Source organism: Paenibacillus farraposensis (assembly GCF_020736845.1).
In the GTDB taxonomy this organism is placed as follows: Bacteria; Bacillota; Bacilli; order Paenibacillales; family Paenibacillaceae; genus Paenibacillus; species Paenibacillus farraposensis.
Window position 1 is genome coordinate 151,636 of the sequence record NZ_JAFFQR010000029.1, and the last position, 18,839, is coordinate 170,474.

General features: G+C 47.3%; 20 protein-coding genes. 11 read left to right on the plus strand and 9 right to left on the minus strand.

What is annotated here, in order from left to right:
* Nucleotides 1-5: 5 nt before the first annotated feature.
* The 4 genes from JO375_RS06005 to JO375_RS06020 form a co-directional block, all read right to left on the minus strand.
* The gene (locus tag JO375_RS06005; RefSeq protein ID WP_229523594.1) at nt 6-344 is read right to left on the minus strand and encodes a DUF4870 domain-containing protein; all 339 of its coding nucleotides are present in this window, start codon (nt 342-344) and stop codon (nt 6-8) included.
* A gap of 376 nt (nt 345-720) precedes the next feature.
* Nucleotides 721-999: a transposase gene (locus JO375_RS06010; RefSeq protein ID WP_229523595.1), complete on the minus strand. Its 279-nt coding sequence runs from the start codon at nt 997-999 to the stop codon at nt 721-723.
* Between the two features lie 30 nt (nt 1,000-1,029).
* Nucleotides 1,030-2,178: an MGDG synthase family glycosyltransferase gene (locus JO375_RS06015; protein ID WP_229523596.1), complete on the minus strand. Its 1,149-nt coding sequence runs from the start codon at nt 2,176-2,178 to the stop codon at nt 1,030-1,032.
* Between the two features lie 44 nt (nt 2,179-2,222).
* Nucleotides 2,223-3,260 carry a serine hydrolase domain-containing protein gene (locus JO375_RS06020; protein WP_229523597.1) on the minus strand — a complete coding sequence of 346 codons (1,038 nt, stop codon included), beginning with the start codon at nt 3,258-3,260 and terminating at the stop codon, nt 2,223-2,225.
* 364 nt (nt 3,261-3,624) lie between these two features.
* Between JO375_RS06020 and JO375_RS06025 the strand changes: the two genes are divergently transcribed.
* The 3 genes from JO375_RS06025 (at nt 3,625) to JO375_RS06035 (ending at nt 5,447) form a co-directional block, all read left to right on the plus strand.
* A complete protein-coding gene (locus JO375_RS06025) occupies nt 3,625-3,813 on the plus strand; it encodes a hypothetical protein (protein ID WP_014279599.1) in 189 nt (62 codons plus the stop codon).
* A gap of 139 nt (nt 3,814-3,952) precedes the next feature.
* Nucleotides 3,953-4,702, plus strand: a complete 750-nt coding sequence (gene map, locus JO375_RS06030) for a type I methionyl aminopeptidase (protein ID WP_229523721.1) — start codon at nt 3,953-3,955, stop codon at nt 4,700-4,702.
* Nucleotides 4,703-4,937: 235 nt separating this feature from the next.
* Nucleotides 4,938-5,447 carry a GNAT family N-acetyltransferase gene (locus tag JO375_RS06035; RefSeq protein ID WP_229523598.1) on the plus strand — a complete coding sequence of 170 codons (510 nt, stop codon included), beginning with the start codon at nt 4,938-4,940 and terminating at the stop codon, nt 5,445-5,447.
* On the opposite strand, the gene JO375_RS06040 is transcribed toward JO375_RS06035, so the two are convergent.
* Nucleotides 5,439-6,698: a DUF438 domain-containing protein gene (locus tag JO375_RS06040; RefSeq protein WP_229523599.1), complete on the minus strand. Its 1,260-nt coding sequence runs from the start codon at nt 6,696-6,698 to the stop codon at nt 5,439-5,441. The two genes, JO375_RS06035 and JO375_RS06040, sit on opposite strands and share 9 nt — an antisense overlap.
* Nucleotides 6,699-6,712: 14 nt before the next feature.
* A complete protein-coding gene (locus tag JO375_RS06045; RefSeq protein ID WP_229523600.1) occupies nt 6,713-6,940 on the minus strand; it encodes a DUF1858 domain-containing protein in 228 nt (75 codons plus the stop codon).
* A gap of 173 nt (nt 6,941-7,113) precedes the next feature.
* On the opposite strand from JO375_RS06045, the gene JO375_RS06050 reads away from it, so the two are divergent.
* From JO375_RS06050 to JO375_RS06070, 5 genes are all read left to right on the plus strand, one after another.
* A complete protein-coding gene (locus tag JO375_RS06050; protein ID WP_229523601.1) occupies nt 7,114-7,896 on the plus strand; it encodes a hypothetical protein in 783 nt (260 codons plus the stop codon).
* A gap of 36 nt (nt 7,897-7,932) precedes the next feature.
* Nucleotides 7,933-8,334, plus strand: coding sequence for a GntR family transcriptional regulator (locus JO375_RS06055; protein ID WP_229523602.1), 402 nt, complete (start codon nt 7,933-7,935; stop codon nt 8,332-8,334).
* A gap of 74 nt (nt 8,335-8,408) precedes the next feature.
* On the plus strand, nt 8,409-9,317 hold the full coding sequence (locus JO375_RS06060) for an ATP-binding cassette domain-containing protein (RefSeq protein ID WP_229523722.1): 909 nt from the start codon (nt 8,409-8,411) through the stop codon (nt 9,315-9,317).
* Nucleotides 9,314-10,216: an ABC transporter ATP-binding protein gene (locus JO375_RS06065; protein ID WP_229523603.1), complete on the plus strand. Its 903-nt coding sequence runs from the start codon at nt 9,314-9,316 to the stop codon at nt 10,214-10,216. The genes JO375_RS06060 and JO375_RS06065 overlap by 4 nt, the downstream gene beginning before the upstream one ends.
* A complete protein-coding gene (locus JO375_RS06070; protein WP_229523604.1) occupies nt 10,209-11,534 on the plus strand; it encodes an ABC transporter permease in 1,326 nt (441 codons plus the stop codon). The genes JO375_RS06065 and JO375_RS06070 overlap by 8 nt, the downstream gene beginning before the upstream one ends.
* 356 nt (nt 11,535-11,890) lie before the next feature.
* Here JO375_RS06070 and JO375_RS06075 read toward each other — a convergent pair whose 3' ends face one another.
* Nucleotides 11,891-12,052, minus strand: a complete 162-nt coding sequence (locus tag JO375_RS06075) for a hypothetical protein (RefSeq protein WP_229523605.1) — start codon at nt 12,050-12,052, stop codon at nt 11,891-11,893.
* 80 nt (nt 12,053-12,132) lie between these two features.
* On the opposite strand from JO375_RS06075, the gene JO375_RS06080 reads away from it, so the two are divergent.
* Nucleotides 12,133-12,348: a polymorphic toxin type 28 domain-containing protein gene (locus JO375_RS06080; RefSeq protein WP_229523606.1), complete on the plus strand. Its 216-nt coding sequence runs from the start codon at nt 12,133-12,135 to the stop codon at nt 12,346-12,348.
* Nucleotides 12,349-12,502: 154 nt separating this feature from the next.
* On the opposite strand, the gene JO375_RS06085 is transcribed toward JO375_RS06080, so the two are convergent.
* On the minus strand, nt 12,503-13,864 hold the full coding sequence (locus tag JO375_RS06085; RefSeq protein ID WP_229523607.1) for an amino acid permease: 1,362 nt from the start codon (nt 13,862-13,864) through the stop codon (nt 12,503-12,505).
* A gap of 320 nt (nt 13,865-14,184) precedes the next feature.
* Between JO375_RS06085 and JO375_RS06090 the strand changes: the two genes are divergently transcribed.
* Nucleotides 14,185-14,466, plus strand: coding sequence for a hypothetical protein (locus tag JO375_RS06090; protein ID WP_377529165.1), 282 nt, complete (start codon nt 14,185-14,187; stop codon nt 14,464-14,466).
* A gap of 55 nt (nt 14,467-14,521) precedes the next feature.
* Here the strand turns inward: JO375_RS06090 and rpoN are convergent, their stop codons facing one another.
* Nucleotides 14,522-15,841 (minus strand): RNA polymerase factor sigma-54, encoded by a 1,320-nt coding sequence (rpoN, locus tag JO375_RS06095; RefSeq protein WP_229523608.1) that lies wholly within the window; start codon nt 15,839-15,841, stop codon nt 14,522-14,524.
* A gap of 183 nt (nt 15,842-16,024) precedes the next feature.
* Between rpoN and JO375_RS06100 the strand changes: the two genes are divergently transcribed.
* The gene (locus tag JO375_RS06100; RefSeq protein WP_229523609.1) at nt 16,025-18,817 is read left to right on the plus strand and encodes a sigma-54-dependent transcriptional regulator; all 2,793 of its coding nucleotides are present in this window, start codon (nt 16,025-16,027) and stop codon (nt 18,815-18,817) included.
* Nucleotides 18,818-18,839 lie beyond the last annotated feature (22 nt).

Sequence of the window (18,839 nt, forward strand, 5' to 3'; positions counted from 1 at the left end):
TCCTCTTACATCTGCCGAGCCTGACGCAGTGCCAGCTCACCTACCCAGGGAAGTTTGAGCCATTTGCCTTGTCCCGCACGGACTAACAAAGTCATCCACAAGGCAAGCCCTGCCAGCGTCAGCAAAGAAGCGAGCAAAGGACCGAGCAGCGGAATGAATCCGGCCAGCACATGCCCAATCATGAGGGCTACAAACAAAAATATAGATTGCAGAGCGTGGAACAATACGAAGCGGCTTCTCTTTTCCAGCATGACAAAGACGAATGCGCCAAGGAATGCGAACAGGTAGCACAGGATAGCTGCTATATTTTCATCCAATCCCGTGGAAGACTTATAGACGGACATATCAAAAAGAGCCCCCTTCATAAGTTATTCAAGCTCAGACGCTGTACTATACAAACTATGAGATCAGGAATTAGGGATATGCCCGAATGCTAATAAAAAGTTCCACCAGCGTTGTCCATAAAAATATGAAAAAGGCTAAACGAACAGGATTCGTTTAGCCATTCACATAGTTATACACAGGTTTTGCACATGTTGTACGCATTTTATCCACTGTTCCACACTGTTTATCCACAAAACAAACATGTTTTATACACAAATTGTGCACAAAATGTAGACAACATGTAGACAATATGATTTTTATTCACATTCTACGAACATATTACCCACAGGTTATTAACAAAATTGACTTTCTCGTGTGTACTTTTCATCAAAAGTCTTATTGTTGTTTTTGAATTTGACGGCGTGGATGCATGATCTTGCCATCCCTTTGTTTGTCATCCTCTTTGGGAATAAGTCGTTCATCTGTTTGTCCGTCATGATGATTATCAAAGGAGTATTCGGTCATTTTCCACTCGGAAGTACCCAAAACAACATCAGCGGGAAAATGCTGGCCTCTGTGCAAATGCTGTTCATGTCCATCCTCATCTACATAAATACCATCCACTTCCACCTTTTCACCCGTTAGTGGGAGCAAATCCTTTCCTTTGCGTTCCATTCATATCCCCTCCGTCTGGCTTATTCTTTGTTAAGGTGTCCGGATGGAGGTTCTTTTATCCTCAAGCTGATGCAAAATATCCTTGGCAATCTGGTCTGCGGGATGAGGCTTGCGAAGCAGCTTAATCGACTCTTTCATCTCCGCAGCGAGAGAAGGGGCGGAGATCAGGTCGATACAGTGCTGAATTAGCTCATCCGTCGTGCGAGCGATGCGGGCAGCTCCTTTTTGCTCCAAATACAGGGCGTTATTCAGCTCCTGACCGGGGACAGGCTTGAATACAAGAATAGGCAATCCCGATGCGATGCTCTCCGAAAGTGTGATGCCGCCGGGCTTTGTAATCACCATATCGCTTGCCTGCATGAGTTCGGGAACATAGTCTACGAATCCATAGGTGTAGATGTCGGGATGGTCTGCATATAACGCGTCCAATTCCGCTTTCAATTGCTGGTTGCGTCCGCAGACGATCAGCAGCCGCAGCTTGGGCAGCTGGCTTAATTGCTGGCAGATATTCAGTATGCCGGATAGTACACCATAGGCTCCTGACATAATCAGCAGCGTTGTAGTCTCCGGGCTTGGCTGCGGGATATTCTGCTGCAGATCTGCTGATTCCGTAGACACAGGATAAAAAGACGCATGGATCGGGATGCCCGTAGCGATAATACGCTCGATAGGTATTCCTCGCTGTGCTGCCTCCTGGCGAAGATCCTCTGTGGCTACATAGTAGCGGTCAATATCGGGATGAAGCCAGCGCCCGTGCAGGTCAAAATCAGTCACCACGTTGACAATCGGCAGCTTCATTCCCATTTTGCGACGTAACGCGGGAAGAGCTAGCTGAGGGAACGTATGTATGACGAGATCAGGCTTCTCTCTGTCCAGCGTGAGTGCAAGCTGACGCATTCCAAAAGAATGCAGCACATTGCCAAAGGCCGATTTGGCCTGCATCTCGCGCGTGATATTATAAACCCAGCCGTAAAGCTGTGGAATGGTTTTGAAGCTTTGCATGTATACAAATTTGGTCAGATTATTCAACCAGGGATGGGATTCAGCCATCAAGTCGAGGAGCTGTACCTTGCAGTGCCCGAGCTTTCGCAAGCTGTCCATGACTGCCCGGGCGGCCTGTACGTGGCCTTCCCCGTAGCTGGCGTATAATATTAAAATTTTTGGTGCTGCGGCTTCCACGATGTTTAGCCCCCTATTATTCAATCAGCTCACAAAGATTCATTTCAGGAACGTTCCAGGTTGAAGGAGAATATGGCAGGCAAAATATAGCGCTCCAACAGTGAACGCGGATTTTTCCAGCGGCTAACCTTGCTATCTGCTGTAAAAACCACAACTGCATCCACCTCGGGTAAAAGATAAATTTGCTGCCCGCCATGTCCATGCGCACACGCGTAGTCGATGCTATGGAGCCGTCCGGTCCACCACTGGAATCCGTAGTCCCCGAATTCCGGATAGCCTTCAACCTGTGGCTGTGTCGCTTGACACAGCCAATCGGCCGGGATTAGCTCCTGTCCGTTCCAGGAGCCTTGATGAAGACAGCAATCGCCGAATTTAGCCATGTCGCGTGATGTCAGGTACAGACCGATGTGCCCCATAGTGTATCCCTCGGGGTCATGGTCCCAACCGCTTTTTCCGAAACCTAACGGCTCGAAGAGGTGCTGCAGCGCATACGTGTAAGCGTCAGTCCCGCAGCAACGGGTCAGCAGTACGGATAATAGATGCGAATCCACGCTGCGGTACTGGAATACGCCAAGTTGATCGGCCTGCACAGGCAAGCGCAAGGCAAAGGATGGCCAGCTTTTGCTGCGATGAAACCGGCGGATAAAAGGTTCACCGAGCTTTTTACCCGTCTGCCAATACAGCCCGGACGTCATCGTCAGCAGATGGCGGATCGTAATCCGCTCCAGCAACGGGTCGTCCCGCCCGGGCAGATACTCAGGCAGCAGCTTATGCACAGCCGTATCCGGACCGGGCATCTCGCCGCGTGCCATGGCTATACCGACAAGCGTGGAGGTGAAGCTTTTGGTCGCGGATCGCAGATCGTTCAGCGAGCTGGCTTCGTGTCCATTGTAATAGCGTTCCCAGATCAGCTTGCCGCGGTGAAGCACCAGACAGCTGCGCATTTTAGTAAACTTGGACCGGATTTCATGGTCGGACTGTTCGAGCAAAGAGACGTGGACACCCTCCTCCTCACCAGTTCCGGTGTCGGGGATCGGCCTATCTGTAATCGGTGTAGTGAACAGCGGTGTATAGCGGCGCATCCTTTTCCCTCCTTGCTATGTTTATTTATTTTACCCCAAACACATACACTCCAAAAGCCGATATATAAGGTATGCCGTGTGTAAAGCAGTTAATCAGATTACCCCAATAATATGAAACGTAAAGGATAGGTAAAAACAATGTGAATTTGCTGGAAAGCTGAAAGCTTTATTTGAATATGTTATAATGGGGTAGTGATTCAGCCAGAAGAAAATCGGTTAATAATAGTGTCAGGTACATGCCTTGCATAAGGCGTTCCCGACCTAAGCTGCATTAGACGTACTACTTCACTGCATAAGGAAACCTATACTTTTCGGCATTCTCTTCAACGGAGCACTTATTTTCAACGTTTTGGGAGGGAGTTACATGGCAACGAAAGGTCACAATGAAGTTAAGGAAAGTCTGCGGGAAATGACTCGAATTTTCCGGCCCAAGGATCCCAAAAAATTTGTAAAGGAATATGTGCGAAAATACCGGATTACAGGAGGGTATGAGGAAGAGTTGACCATGGTGGTGGAAAACGAACTCGGTCGCATGAATTCTTCAGTATCTTAAAAGATACGGTCCCAGCCCAAAATAGAATTTCGCCTATTTAAACCGTCTATCCACAGAGGAGACGGTTTTTTTGTGTTCATCCTGCATACAATGGGATAGGTTTAGTAAAATTGTTTGCACAAAGGAGGCGGCTTTCCTAATGGAGGTGGCGATACGAACACCGGAGGAAATCGGTTATATCAGAGAAGCCGGGCGCATTTTGGCTGATTGTCATCGTGCACTGGAGAACCGTATTCTTCCGGGGATCACAACGCTCGAAATTGATGCATGGGTGGAACAGTTTTTGAGCAAGCGCGGTGCCACACCGGAACAAAAGGGCTACAAAGGCTTTCCCTACGCAACCTGCGCTTCGGTCAACGAGGTTGTATGCCATGGTTTTCCCTCGGAACGAATACTTCATGAAGGAGATATTGTAACCATCGACATCGTCGTCAACAAGGACGGCTGGTTGGCCGACCGGGGATGGACCTATGCAGTAGGCAACGTCAGTCGTCCGGTAGCACGGCTGCTTCGACAGACCCATAAGGCGCTGATGAGCGGAATCGAGGCCGCACGTCCAGGAAGGACGCTGGGGGATATCGGGCATGCGGTAGAAAAAGCAGCAGGCTGGCGGCGGTTTGGTATCGTCAAGCCGCTGATCGGGCATGGGATTGGTCGCCAGATGCATGAACCGCCGGAGGTTCCGCACTATGGCCGCCCCAGAACGGGATTGTCGCTGCGCGAAGGAATGGTGATCACCATCGAGCCGATTTTTACGCTCGGAACCGAAGGAGCGGTGCTGTGGGGCGATGATGGCTGGACCATCAGTACGGCCGACGGCAGCTGGGGCGCACAATACGAGCATACGATTGCGATCACGAAGAACGGCCCATACATTTTGACCTCGTAATGGATAGGTGTGCCCTAGGGAGTCCAATATGCTGCCCTTGCATAAGGCTCTCTAGGTAGTTTTTCTCCGGTACATATGGAAGAGCCGAACATCACTCTCCAATTCGATTGATGCTTGTTGTTGATAAGTCTTGATATATGTTACGGACAGTAGCCCAAATGTATAGTAAAGTAAGCCTGAGATGGGCTTGTCATAGAATTGAAAGCATCATATTGCAAACAGGAGTGAGAATCGAATGATGATCAGGGAAGCGATGCTATCGGATGCTGCGAACATCGCTAAGGTGCATGTGGATTGCTGGAGAACGACGTACAAAAATATAATGCCGGCCGAGGTTCTGGAACAGCTTTCCTATGAGCAAAGAACAGAACTGTGGAATGCGAATCTTTCTGGTGAAGATGGTCATCTGGTATATGTAGCGGAAAATGAGCAGGGGGAAATTATCGGATTTATAAGCGGAGGTCCGGAAAAGTCAGGTGAATACCCCCCGTATGGGGGAGAAATAACAGCTATTTATGTTTTAAAGGAATACCATTGTTTGGGATTGGGAAAAGGCTTATTTATGCGTCTGCTGCAGCACCTCAGCAGTATGCGCATTCACTCCGCGATCGTGTGGGTGCTAGCGGATAATCCGGCGTGTGCTTTTTATGAAAAGCTGGGGGCTAGGCTTGTCGTAGAGCAGCACCTGATTCATATTGGCGGCAAAAACCTGAACATGGTGGCGTATGGCTGGCGACTATTCTGATAGAATTCGCTTTTGCCCTTCCAAGGAGCGGATCGGCGCGATATTTTGCGTAAATTCCAGTGTTCCCATGTAGCGGCCTTCGGCATCACGGATGGCAAAATAGCGGATATAGACAAACTTGTCCTTAAACGGTATCCAAAAATCCTCAACATCCTTGCGGCCTGCCTTAAAGTCTTCCAGCAGCTTTTCAACGACATGCACACTTTGAGGCGGGTGGCAATTTTGTACCGTACGGCCAATGACGGCTTTTGCGCGGGCAAAAATACGTTCTTTGCCGTGTGAAAAATAGCGAACAACATCATTTTCATCGATAAAGGTCAGATCAACAGGAAGATGATTCAGCAACAGCTCCAATTGCTGCACAGATACAATCCCCGTCTCAAATCGTACGAAGCCTTGCGGCGTTCCGGATGCATCTTCCTTTTGCTCAAGAGCTTCGGCAGGCTCCTCTGCCCGTTCGGGTATCCATTCCCGTTCTGGTGCGGTCAGACAGAATCCGATTTCCGCGCTTTCCTGAGCTATTTTCAGCCATTCATCCTCGGTTAGCTTGCTAAGCGCCATTGGCAGCAAAATATTTTCTTCCTTAAATATCATTTCGTTGACTTCGCTCATGATATGGGCAAGCTTCTTGCCGATCAGCTCACGATCTCCGCTATATTGAGCGAGCAGATTTTTTGCCTCCTTGATGGCGTCACGAATGCCGTCGTCCACTCCCCACATAACTTTGGTTGGGCCGAAAATTCCATATCGCTCCAAATAGGGAAATACCAAATTTTCTTTACGGCTATAGTGCTTGTCGAGATCCATCAGCAGACTTAAATCCTCAAGCAGTTTGTAAATAATCTTGGGGCTGTCATCCCTTTGAAATTGGTCTGCGTGCAATGACAACTGGAAGTTGACCAGCCGTTCGATCTCGCGGTTTTCCAGCTTGAATGTGTGAACAGGATGGCCTGGCTGTTCCTCGGGTCCGGAAGGACGATGAATATCCTCAATCGAGCCCTTGAATATTGACGTATGCACGGAACAGAGCCGCTGGACTTCCGACACAGGGATTCCCTCTTCGGTCATCAGTGCATGCTCCATGGCCGAAATTTCAGCCACGCTTACTCCGCCAACTGCTTCTGCGAAGCGCGCTTTGACTTCCTCCACACTTTTTCCGGCGTGTAATTCTTTGATAATTTCCTTCAGGGTTCGCTGGCGTTCCGTTAATTCCTGCGCTGTATGCTCACGGTTGTTAATTAGCTCGCTCATGTTTGGTAGCTCCTTTATTTTTGAATGGTAAAACCATGCTGCAAAAATGTTTGCTCCACGGTTTCCATGCTCATTTTTTTCAATGCAATTCCTTTGGACAATGTCATAAAACGCCCTGCAGTTTGTAGCATGCCAGGCCTGGCGATATCGTGAAAACCGAGCTCCACCATAATACCCTTGACCTCGGAATGCCGGCTGACAAGGTTAAATATCGGCTCATCCCAATGCAGCAGCTTATCCATTTGACTATCCCCTTAGTGAGAACGTTTATCAGTTACAGAGTAGCACAGGTTGTGGTGAGCCCCTGTGATTGTACGCACAGTTTAATTTCCGTAGTGTTGACAGGTGTGCCTCATCGTTTATATACTGTGTATAAAGATATATACAGTAATAACACTGGTTGCTGTAATGATCCTTGGAAGCCATCAAAGCCGAGTTTGTCATTACAGGCGGTGCAAGAAGGGATCAGGATAAAATAATGACAATCATGAAGCAGGCATGGACGATTACCCGTCAGGATCTTCGCAATAATCCATATGTGCTGTTGTGGACGTTACTTTTTACTATGTATCTGGGTTTTACCATAAGCTTTGTGGTGAGTATAGAGTTAGGCAAGAGTGGAGCTTTAAATCCGGCAGCTGATTTTGTCATGCTGGTGCTGACCCCGTTTCTTGGTTTCATTTATAACCATCGTACCTTTAAATATTTGCAGGAAGATTCCTATACACATATGCTGGCTTTCCTTCGCACATTGCCCATCCTGGTGAGCGCGGTGATTATGAGTCGAATTCAACAAGCGATATTAGCGTTTGTCGGGAACAGCGTGGTATTTTTTATGCTTCTATTTACGCTGTCAGGGACGCTTCGGGTATATGCCGGCCCGGGTTTCTTTATATCATTTGCTCTGACTTGGATAGGCTACGGGATGCTAATTCAGGCCTTATATATTTATTTGGAATTTCTTAGAAGAGGAAAAGCCTACTTTTGGCTATCCCTTGTCATCATGGTGATTTGCGGAATGATTTCGGTTATTGTTCGAATATATGGGGCCAATCTGGTATCGATAACAGCGGTTTTCATCAAGGAGTGGCAGCTATTGTCCCCCGTAATGTGGGGAGCGCTGGCGATGGGGAGTCTGGCTATATTGGTGTCCTATCGAATAACTCTGCGCAGGCTTGTAAGGCGCGATCTGGCATAGCAGTATGTACGCAAAATGCAGAGAGGAGGGAAGTAGGTGAATATACCGGTGTACATTGACGAGAATAGCGCGGAGCCGTTGTATGCACAGATAGAAAAGCAGCTTCGTTCCCTTATCGTTACCGGACAGATTACAGCGGGAACGCTGCTTCCCTCCATCCGGGAGTTTGCGGGGACGCTTCGTTGCAGCGTGATCACTGTCCGGCGGGTTTATCAGGATCTGGAGAACGAAGGCTTGCTTCGTACCCGCCAGGGAACGGGAACCTTCGTCGCTCAGGTTGAGGAAGATATGCGTTCAGACTATCGACTCAAAGCGGTGACTAAAGCATTGGACACAGCGATTGCTACAGGGATTGCTGTACAGATGGAGGAACAGAAACTGTTGGAGCTTTTTGCAGAGATGGTGAAGAAAAGGTATGAAGCCCAAGCAAAGGAGTGACGCCCGTGAAAAACCATGTAAACAATCGTGAGGAAGTTCTGACGGAAATACAGGTGAAAACACCGATTATTGAGATGAACCATGTTTATAAAACCCGGAGAGACCGTCAGATTGGGCCGATTCATTTGACCATTGAGCCGGGATATGTGGTTGCTTTGGTTGGACATAACGGATCGGGGAAAAGCACATTGATTCATTTGCTGGCCCAACTCGTTCACCCGGATGCTGGTGAAATTCGTTGGTTCGGTCAAGCGTATCCAGAAGGTATGCCTGCCGATACGCGGCAATGGATCGGATATGTGCCGGAGCATCCGGCTCGTGAGGAAGATCGGCTCACGGCAGAAGCGGCAGCGGCTTTTCGAGCGGTATGGTATCCCGGCTGGGATGAAACACGTTTTCAGCGTCTGATGAGCCGATTTCAGGTTCCTCCGCATACGAAATTATCGCGCATGTCCAAGGGAGAGCGGCGCAAGTTTGAGCTGGCTGCTGCCTTGGCACCTCATCCTCGTCTGCTGCTGCTGGATGAGCCTTCGTCCGGTCTGGACCCTTTTGCATGGAAGGTTATGCTGGAAGAACTGCGGGGTTGTATGGAAAACGGTAAAACAACGGTTATGATCGCCACTCATATCCTGGATGAAGTCAAGCGCTTGGCCGATTACGTTGTCCTGATGCATGAAGGCCGGATGCTCGGCAAGCTGGAAAAGGACCATCTGCTCGAAAATAGCAAGGAAATGTGGTTTGAGGGCACGCCGGAGGAAGCCTCGGAGCTTCCGGGGGTTATAGAGACGGAGAGTGAGGGCCGATTGCAGCGAATTGTAACTTTAGCGGCCATCGAGGCCAGCTTCGTCTTGGAGCAAGCGGGCATCCACCCCATTCGTGTACGTCGTCTGGAGCTGGATGATATTTTAATGCATTGGTCTGCCGGGCAACTATCGGGAAATGAAGAGACTTTCGCACACAGGAAAGGAGCGGAGCACTTATGAGTAAGCTGCAGCTGGAACAGGTTGTAAAGCAGTATGGAAACTATACTGCGGTAAATGGAATTTCGCTGAATGTGAATGGCGGCGAGATTTATGGACTGCTGGGCGGCAATGGAGCAGGTAAAACGACAACGATGCGGATGGTCCTCGGCCTGATTTACCCTGACGGGGGAAGCATTCAATATGAAGGGAAGCCGTACAGCAAGGAGCTTCAGCGGACGATGGGCTATTTGCCCGAGGAGCGCGGGTTGTACCCTAAAGTAAAGGTGAGCGAGCAAATAATCTATTTGGGCAGGCTGCGCGGCATGTCGGTCAAGGAGGCGGACAAGAGCCTGCGCTACTGGCTGGAACGCTTTGGGGTACCGGAATATTACGACAAGCGGATTGAAGAGCTATCCAAAGGGAACCAGCAAAAAATGGGCTTTATCGCAGCGGTCGTGCATCGCCCGACACTGCTCATATTGGACGAGGCTTTCAGCGGGCTTGATCCCGTGAACGTCGAGCTGCTTAAGGATACGGTGAAGGAGCTGCGGGACGCTGGAGCTGCGATTTTATTTTCGACCCATCGCATGGAGCACGTGGAGGAGTTGTGCCGACATATTACGATTTTGCATCGTTCCAATACAGTTGTGCAGGGAAGTGTACAGGACATCAAAAATCGCTACCCGCGTGAAAAAGTCCGTCTCATCACCACAGGCGGAGTGAACGGACTGGAGCAATTGTCTGGTGTGCGTCGCGTGGAGCCTATGGATCGCGGCTGGATGCTGCATATTGAGCACGCGGATGCGGCAAAGCTGATTTTACAAACGGCTCTGGAACAAACGGATGTGGAGCATTTTGAGATCAAGGAGCCTACACTGAACGAAATTTTCATACGAGAGGTGGGTGATTCGCATGAATAGATTGGGTACAGTGATCGGTTTTACGTTTCGCCAGAAGGCGAGAACCAAATCTTTTATCATTACGACGCTGGTGCTGGCCTTGCTCATTACTCTGGGCATGAACCTGCCGTATTTGATTTCTTTGTTTAAAGGAGAAGGGGCAGGTAGTGCAGGAGGCTTCGGGAAAACAGCACTCGAGCATCAGCGTCTGGCACTGATTGCCGGGAACCAGACAGAGGTTGCGAATCAATTGGAGAAATTCACGAAAGAGCAATCCAATCCGGCAGCGAGTTGGGTGCGTTACGACAGTGCGCAGGCTCCGGCCATGCAGCAGGCATTGAAAGACGGGAAGCTGCAAGGCTATGTCGAGCTTAAGGAGTCTGTCGCCAATGGAGAAGCGTTTCCCCGAGTGGAGTACGTATCTGTACAAAAAGAACCATCCCCCGCAGTTATCATATTGCTGCAGACAGGGCTTCAGGCGGCAAAGGTTCAAGCGATCATTGGCGGCAGCACGTTGACCAGCGATCAAGTTCGTGAAATTAGCACGCCTGTAGTCGTAGATAGCAGAGAGGTGGACAAACCGTCTGAAACAGCGGGGGCGGTAGAGACCAAGGATAAATCAGTCTCTATGATTAACTACGGCCTGGTCTATGTCCTGATGATCCTGTTCTTCACTTCAACGATGATGACAGGCAATATGATTGCATCAGAGGTGACTTCGGAAAAAAGCTCGCGCATTATGGAGATTCTCATCACGAGCGTATCGCCGTTGACCCAGATGTTCGGGAAGATTATCGGTATCTTCTTGGTCGGATTGCTCCAAATCGCGGTTTTTGCCATCGTCGTATGTGCCAATCTGATGCTGCCGCATAACGATGTCATCCTCAGCTCAGCCGGGCTGGACCTGGCGCAGTTGAACACCGCGGTGCTCAGCTACGGTTTGATTTTTTACATCCTTGGATACTTTCTATACGCGGTATTGTTCGCGGCTGTCGGCTCCATCGTTAGCCGCACGGAGGAACTGGGACAAGCGATTATGCCGATTACCGTGCTTTCACTGGCGGCCTTTTATATCGGTATCTTCAATATCGCCGCACCTGACACGATGTTCGTTAAGGTGGCCGGCTACATTCCGTTCTTTTCTCCGACCGTCATGCTGCTGCGCATTGGTTTGGAACGGGCAAGCCTGCTGGAAATATGGCTGTCACTTGCTATTCTGGTCGCCTCGATCCTATTCCTTGGCTGGCTGGCCGCCAAGATTTATCGAACAGGCGTCTTAATGTACGGCAAACGTCCTTCCTTCAAAGAGCTAAGAAAGGCCATGAAAGCTTTTAAATGACAAAAGAAAAGAATTAAAATACGCTGATGTTGTTGAGTGCTGTGGTACTACTGATTCTTTGGGATGGCCATGAGCACAACAGGTTCAATGCTAAAAAAATCCGTTCAGGGAGGAATGATGTGCTTGGGGTCCTTACATGGGACTGTGGTCGTTCGGTAAAAGAAAATAAATAATATTTAATTTCTTCGAATGGGTGGGTTCAATTGCGAACCTACCTTTTTTTATTTAACACAGTTATGGTTCTTTCTGTAACAAAATAACTAATTTGTCCGATACATATATAAAGATGAATTACTGTTAAATATACCCTTGAAAGAGAGTAGATTTAGTCCAAGCTCTAGTCAGCAAACAAGGTGTTACTCAGGTTTTCCGTGATCACTTGGAAAAAGCCATGAACCACCTGCTTCAAACGGAGTTAACGGCCTTTCAAGGTTATTTTTATTTACACAAACTTCTTGACGCTCTAAATAAAGCTTTTGATTACATTGAACAGGTCGATCATGGTCAGATACCACCATGGTTGTCGTGTTTTTGTTATCTTCGCTTTTTCGTATTTTTTTAATTGATAGAGTATGGGACGTATAGGGAAAGTCCTTTTATGAAAGACCTGGATGAAACTGAGCGGAAATCAAAAACTCTGTTAATGAGAAGGGCTACTTTGAATCAACAAGAAAGAACATACTCAAATTTAACCGAAATGGATTTAAAAGGAGCACAGAGAGACCTAGATGGCAACCCTGTTCCAAAACTAGGTGGAGGTTATTATGATCATGCTCAAGAAGTTTCTGACGCATATCGTGGTTCAGTTGTATGAAAAAAAGTTGAGTATCAACTATAATGGTTGCTTACAGTGTTGCAGCTCCATGTCTGTGGAGATTTTGAGATATACAGGAGCATTCAGCTTCTATAAAGGCACGAAAACCGCCCCATCCAGTTGGGCGATTTTCGTGTGAAACGAACTTTATACGCTACTGTTTGTTCGAACTCGAGCTTTTCTTTCTGAGCAGATAGATTGCGGCTACCAGTATGAACCATACCGGCGTAACAAACAACGCCACTCTCGTATCCTCGGCCAATGCCAGGATGACCAGAACGAAGACGAGAAAAGCCAGTACCACATAGTTAGACAGCGGGTACAGCGGCAGCTTGAATGGGTTGCGGCGAGCCAGCTCCGGCTGGGTACGGCGGTATTTCATATGGCTGATCACGATAATTCCCCAAACAAAGATAAAGCAAACGGTAGATACACTCGTAATCAGGGTAAATACCCCCTCCGGCATTACATAGTTCAGGATAATCGCAATCAGAATGACGATACTGGAGAACATCAACGCATTGGACGGAACCATCCTGCCGTTCAGTCGGCTGAGCGAGCTCGGAGCGTTGCGGTCCTTGGCCATGGAATACACCATTCGGCTTGTACTAAAAATAGCACTGTTGCAGGCGGAAGCCGCAGACGTCAGCACAACAAAATTGACAATTCCCCCTGCTGCGGCCATGCCGATGGCTGTAAATACCTGTACAAACGGGCTTTCGCTCGGCACAATCTCGTTCCACGGATAAATACTCATGATAATCAGCAATGCGCCAACATAGAAGAGCAGAATCCGGATCGGAATATTATTGATCGCCTTCGGAATGACCTTTTCAGGGTCCTCGGTTTCCCCTGCTGTCAGTCCAACAAGCTCCATGCCTACAAAGGCGAAGACCACCATTTGAAAAGAAAGCAGAAAACCATGAATCCCTTTCGGGAATATTCCGCCATGACTCCATAGATTCGTGAAGCTCGAAGGTCCCTTGGCGGTGGAGAAGCCTTTGACAATCATAAATAATCCAACGACAATCAAGGCCAGAATCGCCAAAACCTTGATTAGGGCAAACCAAAATTCCATCTCTCCGAACAGCTTAACCGTTGCCAGGTTCATAAGGAGCAGAATCACAAGGGCGATTAACCCTGGCATCCACTGAGGAACCTGCGGAAACCAATACTGAGTATATAGCCCGACTGCCGTCAGGTCCGCCATCGCAATTGAAATCCAACAGAACCAGTAGGTCCAACCCGTAATAAAAGCGGCCATATTCCCCAAATAATCACTTACGAAATCTACAAACGAATGATACTTCAAATTACTGAGCAGCAGCTCTCCCAATGCTCGCATAAGCAGGAACAGAACCATACCTGTAATGATGTAAGCGATCAGGATGGACGGACCTGCCAGGTGGATTGATTTTCCTGCTCCCAGGAACAATCCAGTACCAATTGCCCCTCCGATGGCCATTAGCTGTACGTGCCTGTTTTTCAAGCCCCGTGTCAACGTTTCTCCCTGCATGGTATATCACCACTCTCTTTCTGTAAATATTCTCTGTGGGCTGAAAATTTTTATACCTTTCATATTATAATAATTTGGCCAGAATACCTATCCTTAAGCTGAAATTTTTTAGTTTATATCAAAAAAAGCCTATCTTTGGCGGTTTATCGTGTATTTCAGATCGTTTACGGAACGGTGGAATAGGGTAGGGAAAGATCAAAGAGGTGTGGAGAGCTCGATTAGGTCCGTTTTCCAAGTTGGCTATGGCTCTTGTCGTGATGAATACGGGTCTGTAATCGCGCCATATCTGACGGGTTTTTAATCTAAAGCTTGTCGGGGGTATGCCTATCGATAATTGGCTTTGCTTCTACCGGATTGTGATCGGTTACCTGATCTCCAGGCTGATGAGATGGAATGATGCCGGCCGAACGGCGCTTGTCTTTAACGGCGGCATGCGCAATATCAGCGCAGGAGCCGTGCATGCCATTATCTATTTCCCGGCCCCGGTGGCGCTGCCTGTGGTGCTGGGCATGATTTTTCAGCAATCCACCGCTTCTTTGGTGGGATTTCTGTTGAGCCGCCATGACCGAGTCAAGGCCAGAGGGCGGCGAATCGCCGCCTAGACCTGCTCAATGAGAAATACTTCTGAGGGCTATAACCGATATGGTCACCGAAGCCTTAAAATATCTTTCTCTTACCAGAGGAAAGATATCCGAGTTCTTCCCGGTATTTGGCCACTGTTCTGCGTGACAGCTCTAGCCCTTCTTTTGCCAGCAATTCTGTGATTGCCTGATCCGAAAACGGTTTTCGTTTTTCTTCGTCGTCGATGATTTGCTTAATACGCATTTTTGCGCTCTCCGATGAAGTGGCATCTCCGTCTTTTGACCCCAGGGCGGAGGTGAAGAAATATTTAAGCTCAAACAATCCACGGGGCGTCTGTATGTATTTATTACTGACAGCCCGGCTGATCGTAGATTCATGCAAGCCGGTTATTTCAGCAACCTCCTTTTGGGTCATCGGTTTGAGATAATGAACACCATGCTCGAAAAATTCCTGCTGCCTATCAACAATGGCTTGGGCTACACGCATCAGGGTCAGGCGGCGTTGCTCAAGGCTATGAATAAGCCATAATGCTGTATTCATCTTCTCATGAAGAAACTGCTTCTCTTTCCCCATCCCTTGCTCCCGAAGCATTCGCTGGTAAAAAGGATTAATCCCAACGCGTGGGACTGTGATATCATTAACTGTCGCAATGTAGTCGTTTTTGGATTTCTCTACCGAGATATCTGCTATATGATATTGGTGTTCACATGGGGCGAATGCCGCTCCCGGACAAGGATTCAACTTGCGTATCTGGTTGGTGATTTGCTGTGCCTCGCGAATGTCGATACCCAGAGCGTCCGCGATCTTTTGTATGCGGTTACATGAAAGGTTGACCATGTGGTGCCGCACGACCTCTTCCAGGTAAACATCATCATTGCCGGCATACCGCAGCTGCAAAAGAAGGCATTCCTCCAGGCTGCGGGCGGCGATTCCTGCCGGTTCAAAGCCTTGGATCAGGGCGAGTATATTTTCAACTTCTTCGGTAGGGACACCAAGTATTCCGGCAACTGTATTTACCTCCAGCTCGAGGTAGCCTTTATCATTTAAATTCCCAATAAGAAACATGGCAATCATCTGTTGTAGCTTGGATAACCCGCGGACCATCCCAAGTTGCGCTTTGAGATGTCTATATAAATTATCTGCAGGATTAGAGACAAAATCCAGAATATCTACCGGATTATCGTTTTTTCGTGGTGAATGTTCTTCCTCATTATTTATTCTTTCGATGGACATGTCGATCTCTGTCAAATCAATGATCGGATTTTCATCCGCTTGCTCATGAAGATAGGACATTAGATCGGCTGAAGAATATTGAAGAATCGTGATAGCTTGTCGTAATTCAGGAGTCATAACCAGCCTGAATGCTTGCTCTTGCTGTAATCCGTAGCGTATCATTTTATCTCAGCTCCTTGCTGGGCAACAATATAGCTTTTAGTGAAACTTATTCGTGAAGCTAATGCAATTATACTGCCAACCTCTGATCTTGGAAAAGAAAATTTGTGAGTTTATTTTTTTGTAGAGGATTATTTCTTTTTTAATATACTAATTACATGAGAACTAGTCACCTGGGGGAATACTGTGAAACGAATTGATGAGATCCTAGAGTATATTGCCAAGGGTACAAAGAAACTGTCGGTAGAGGCTTTGCTGGACGGCGATGGCATTACGGCGGCGGAAATAGCCGATCATCAGAATATGCTAAGAAATAATGTAAGCAAGGAGCTAAACAGCCTGCTTCGCGCCGATTTGATTATTAAAATCAAAGGAAGACCCGTCAAGTTTTTGCACAAGCAGATAATTGAGGAGATTTTTAGAGTCCAACTGAAGGAGAAACAAATCCAAGTCAACAGCATTAATGAAATATTGCTGCCTGGAGAGCAAGTCGATCCGTTTCACGCCTTAATCGGTTTCATGGGGAGTATGAGAAATCAGGTGGAGCAGGGAAAAGCGGCGATATTATACCCGCCAAAGGGCCTGCATACGCTGATTGTGGGGCAGACTGGCGTGGGAAAAACGATGTTCGCCAGGTTAATGTATAATTATGGGAAATATATGAAGCGGTTTTCAGAGCAAGCACCGTTTGTCGTATTTAACTGCGCTGATTATTACAATAACCCTCAACTGCTACTTTCCCACATTTTTGGTCATGTGAAAGGGGCGTTTACCGGGGCTGATCGGGAGAGGGAGGGGCTGGTCGAGAAAGCTAATGGAGGCATCCTGTTTTTGGATGAGATTCATCGGCTGCCTCCAGAAGGCCAAGAAATGATATTTTATTTCATGGACACCAACAGTTATAACAAATTGGGCGAGTCAGAGCGCAAGCGGGAAGCGAATGTGCTGCTCATCGGTGCTACGACCGAAGATCCCGGTTCTTCCATGCTTAAAACCTTTATTAGACGGATACCGATTACGATCAACATTCCTTCCCTGCAAGAGCGAACAGTTGAAGAGCGGTTTTTGATTCTAAAGCATCTCTTTGCAAACGAGGCCCATCGTGTGAACAAGCCGATTCGGGTTGAACTGGAAACTGTAAAAGCACTGATTGGCAGCGTAACCTATGGCAATATTGGCCAGTTGAAATCGAACATTCAGCTTGTGTGTGCCAAAGGATTTCTGAACAGCATACATGAAAATAAGGAAGAAATTGAACTTGATTTTAAAATTTTGCCTGGAAATATCAAGGAAGGTCTATTTAATATGGGGAAAAACCGCAAGGAGATTGCCGAAATGGAAATCGTCAACTCCTCGCTGTATATTACTCCTGAAGGTAGCAAAGGAATGGATGAAACAGACGCTTCTGAACTGCCGTTTAACCTTTACAAATTGATTGAAGACAAAATAGGGATGCTTAAGGAAGAAGGACTCGACGATAACTTTATTAATAAATTTATTACTACAGATGTCAATATTCATATCAAAAGCTTCTATAACCGATTCTATACCATCAAAGGGGGACGGGAACGGATCCTTAAAATCGTGGGCAGAAACATCCTGGAGTTCGCTGAACAGATGCAGGAGATGGCTCAAAAAGAACTGAACAGAAAGTACAGCGACAGGTTTGTTTATGCCTTCAGCCTTCATTTGAGTGCCTTTTTAAAGCGAATCCGTGAGAAAAAATATGTCAGCAAACAAATCTATGATCCGATTAATGATCAGGATGAAGAATACAGACTGGCACTCATTATCAAGGATTTGATTGAATCCAAGTTCGAAGTCAGCGTGCCTGATGCCGAGACTACCTATGTGGCGATTCTTCTGAAATCGGTGGAAGAGGAGCATCAGGGAAATGTGGGGATTATCGTAGCTGCACATGGTAACAGTACGGCAAGCAGTATCGTCGGTGTTGTCGACAGCCTGCTGGGAAGCTCAAATATTTGCGCAGTAGACATGCCTCTGGATGTCAGCCCCAGAGAAATCCTGGAGGTTATTATTGAAAAAGTAAAGGATATTGATAATGGCAGAGGCGTATTGCTGCTGGTTGATATGGGCTCCCTGCTTAATTTTGAAGCAACCATTATGGAACGTGTCGGGATCAAGGTTAGAACCATTGATATGGTTTCAACTCCACTTACGTTGGAGGCTGTGCGAAAGGCCAGTATTTTTGATATGAATATAGAGGAAATCTATCAATCTTTGAAGGACTTCCGTGGATATAACAATGGAAACGCCGAAGTGAAAGCAGAGAAGGTCAGTAATAAGGTAATTGTGACGGTTTGTTCTTCTGGTAAAGGCGCTGCAGTCAAGCTGAAGGAGTTTGTGGAGAAGGTCGTATACGACTTAACAGAAGAGAAAATTGCCGTTGTGCCGGCAAAGATCAGGGAATTGGACAAAGTGGTGAAGGATTTACGGACCAAGCATACGATTCTTGCCGTGATTGGAGTTAAGAGTCCAAGCGAGCTGAATATACCGTTTATTCCTTTGGAAAAACTGATCGAGGCAAGCGGTGAACAGGCATTAAGAGAGCTGTTGCTGAATAATCAACTGCCTGTTATGCATGCTAACGAAAGCATTGTCGTTAGAGATCTATGTGAGGATACACTAAAGGAGTTTATGACTTATCTGAATCCCCACAAAATCTTGGGAATCTTGATGAAATTTATCGAGCAGCTGGAACAGGAACTGAAAGTCGACTTTCATTATGCAAAGAAAGTTCAGCTTGTCGTTCATACGGCTCATGCCATGGAACGAATGGTTATTGGAGAAGGGTTAATATATCAAGAGGATGTTTCCTCGCTTGATCAACGAGTTCTTGATGCGGTGAACCGTTCCTGCAATATATTTGCATCCAGTATGAACATGAAACTGACCAATGATGAAAAATATTATATTTGTGAATTCCTAAGCGAAGTATATAACTGTATTCCCGAGTAATGGCGTAAGTGTATAAAATGAT

Excerpts from the sequence above, each read along its gene's own strand:
- JO375_RS06065 (WP_229523603.1), top strand. The coding sequence starts at position 9,314 with ATGAGTAAGCTGCAGCTGGAACAGGTTGTAAAGCAGTATGGAAACTAT.
- JO375_RS06035 (WP_229523598.1), top strand. The coding sequence starts at position 4,938 with ATGATGATCAGGGAAGCGATGCTATCGGATGCTGCGAACATCGCTAAG.
- JO375_RS06010 (WP_229523595.1), bottom strand. The coding sequence starts at position 999 with ATGGAACGCAAAGGAAAGGATTTGCTCCCACTAACGGGTGAAAAGGTG.
- rpoN (WP_229523608.1), bottom strand. The coding sequence starts at position 15,841 with ATGATACGCTACGGATTACAGCAAGAGCAAGCATTCAGGCTGGTTATG.
- JO375_RS06045 (WP_229523600.1), bottom strand. The coding sequence starts at position 6,940 with ATGGATAAGCTGCTGCATTGGGATGAGCCGATATTTAACCTTGTCAGC.
- JO375_RS06005 (WP_229523594.1), bottom strand. The coding sequence starts at position 344 with ATGTCCGTCTATAAGTCTTCCACGGGATTGGATGAAAATATAGCAGCT.
- JO375_RS06085 (WP_229523607.1), bottom strand. The coding sequence starts at position 13,864 with ATGCAGGGAGAAACGTTGACACGGGGCTTGAAAAACAGGCACGTACAG.
- JO375_RS06025 (WP_014279599.1), top strand. The coding sequence starts at position 3,625 with ATGGCAACGAAAGGTCACAATGAAGTTAAGGAAAGTCTGCGGGAAATG.
- JO375_RS06075 (WP_229523605.1), bottom strand. The coding sequence starts at position 12,052 with ATGGTGGTATCTGACCATGATCGACCTGTTCAATGTAATCAAAAGCTT.
- JO375_RS06060 (WP_229523722.1), top strand. The coding sequence starts at position 8,409 with ATGAACCATGTTTATAAAACCCGGAGAGACCGTCAGATTGGGCCGATT.
- JO375_RS06040 (WP_229523599.1), bottom strand. The coding sequence starts at position 6,698 with ATGAGCGAGCTAATTAACAACCGTGAGCATACAGCGCAGGAATTAACG.
- JO375_RS06020 (WP_229523597.1), bottom strand. The coding sequence starts at position 3,260 with ATGCGCCGCTATACACCGCTGTTCACTACACCGATTACAGATAGGCCG.
- JO375_RS06070 (WP_229523604.1), top strand. The coding sequence starts at position 10,209 with ATGAATAGATTGGGTACAGTGATCGGTTTTACGTTTCGCCAGAAGGCG.
- JO375_RS06080 (WP_229523606.1), top strand. The coding sequence starts at position 12,133 with ATGAAAGACCTGGATGAAACTGAGCGGAAATCAAAAACTCTGTTAATG.
- JO375_RS06090 (WP_377529165.1), top strand. The coding sequence starts at position 14,185 with ATGCCTATCGATAATTGGCTTTGCTTCTACCGGATTGTGATCGGTTAC.
- map (WP_229523721.1), top strand. The coding sequence starts at position 3,953 with ATGGAGGTGGCGATACGAACACCGGAGGAAATCGGTTATATCAGAGAA.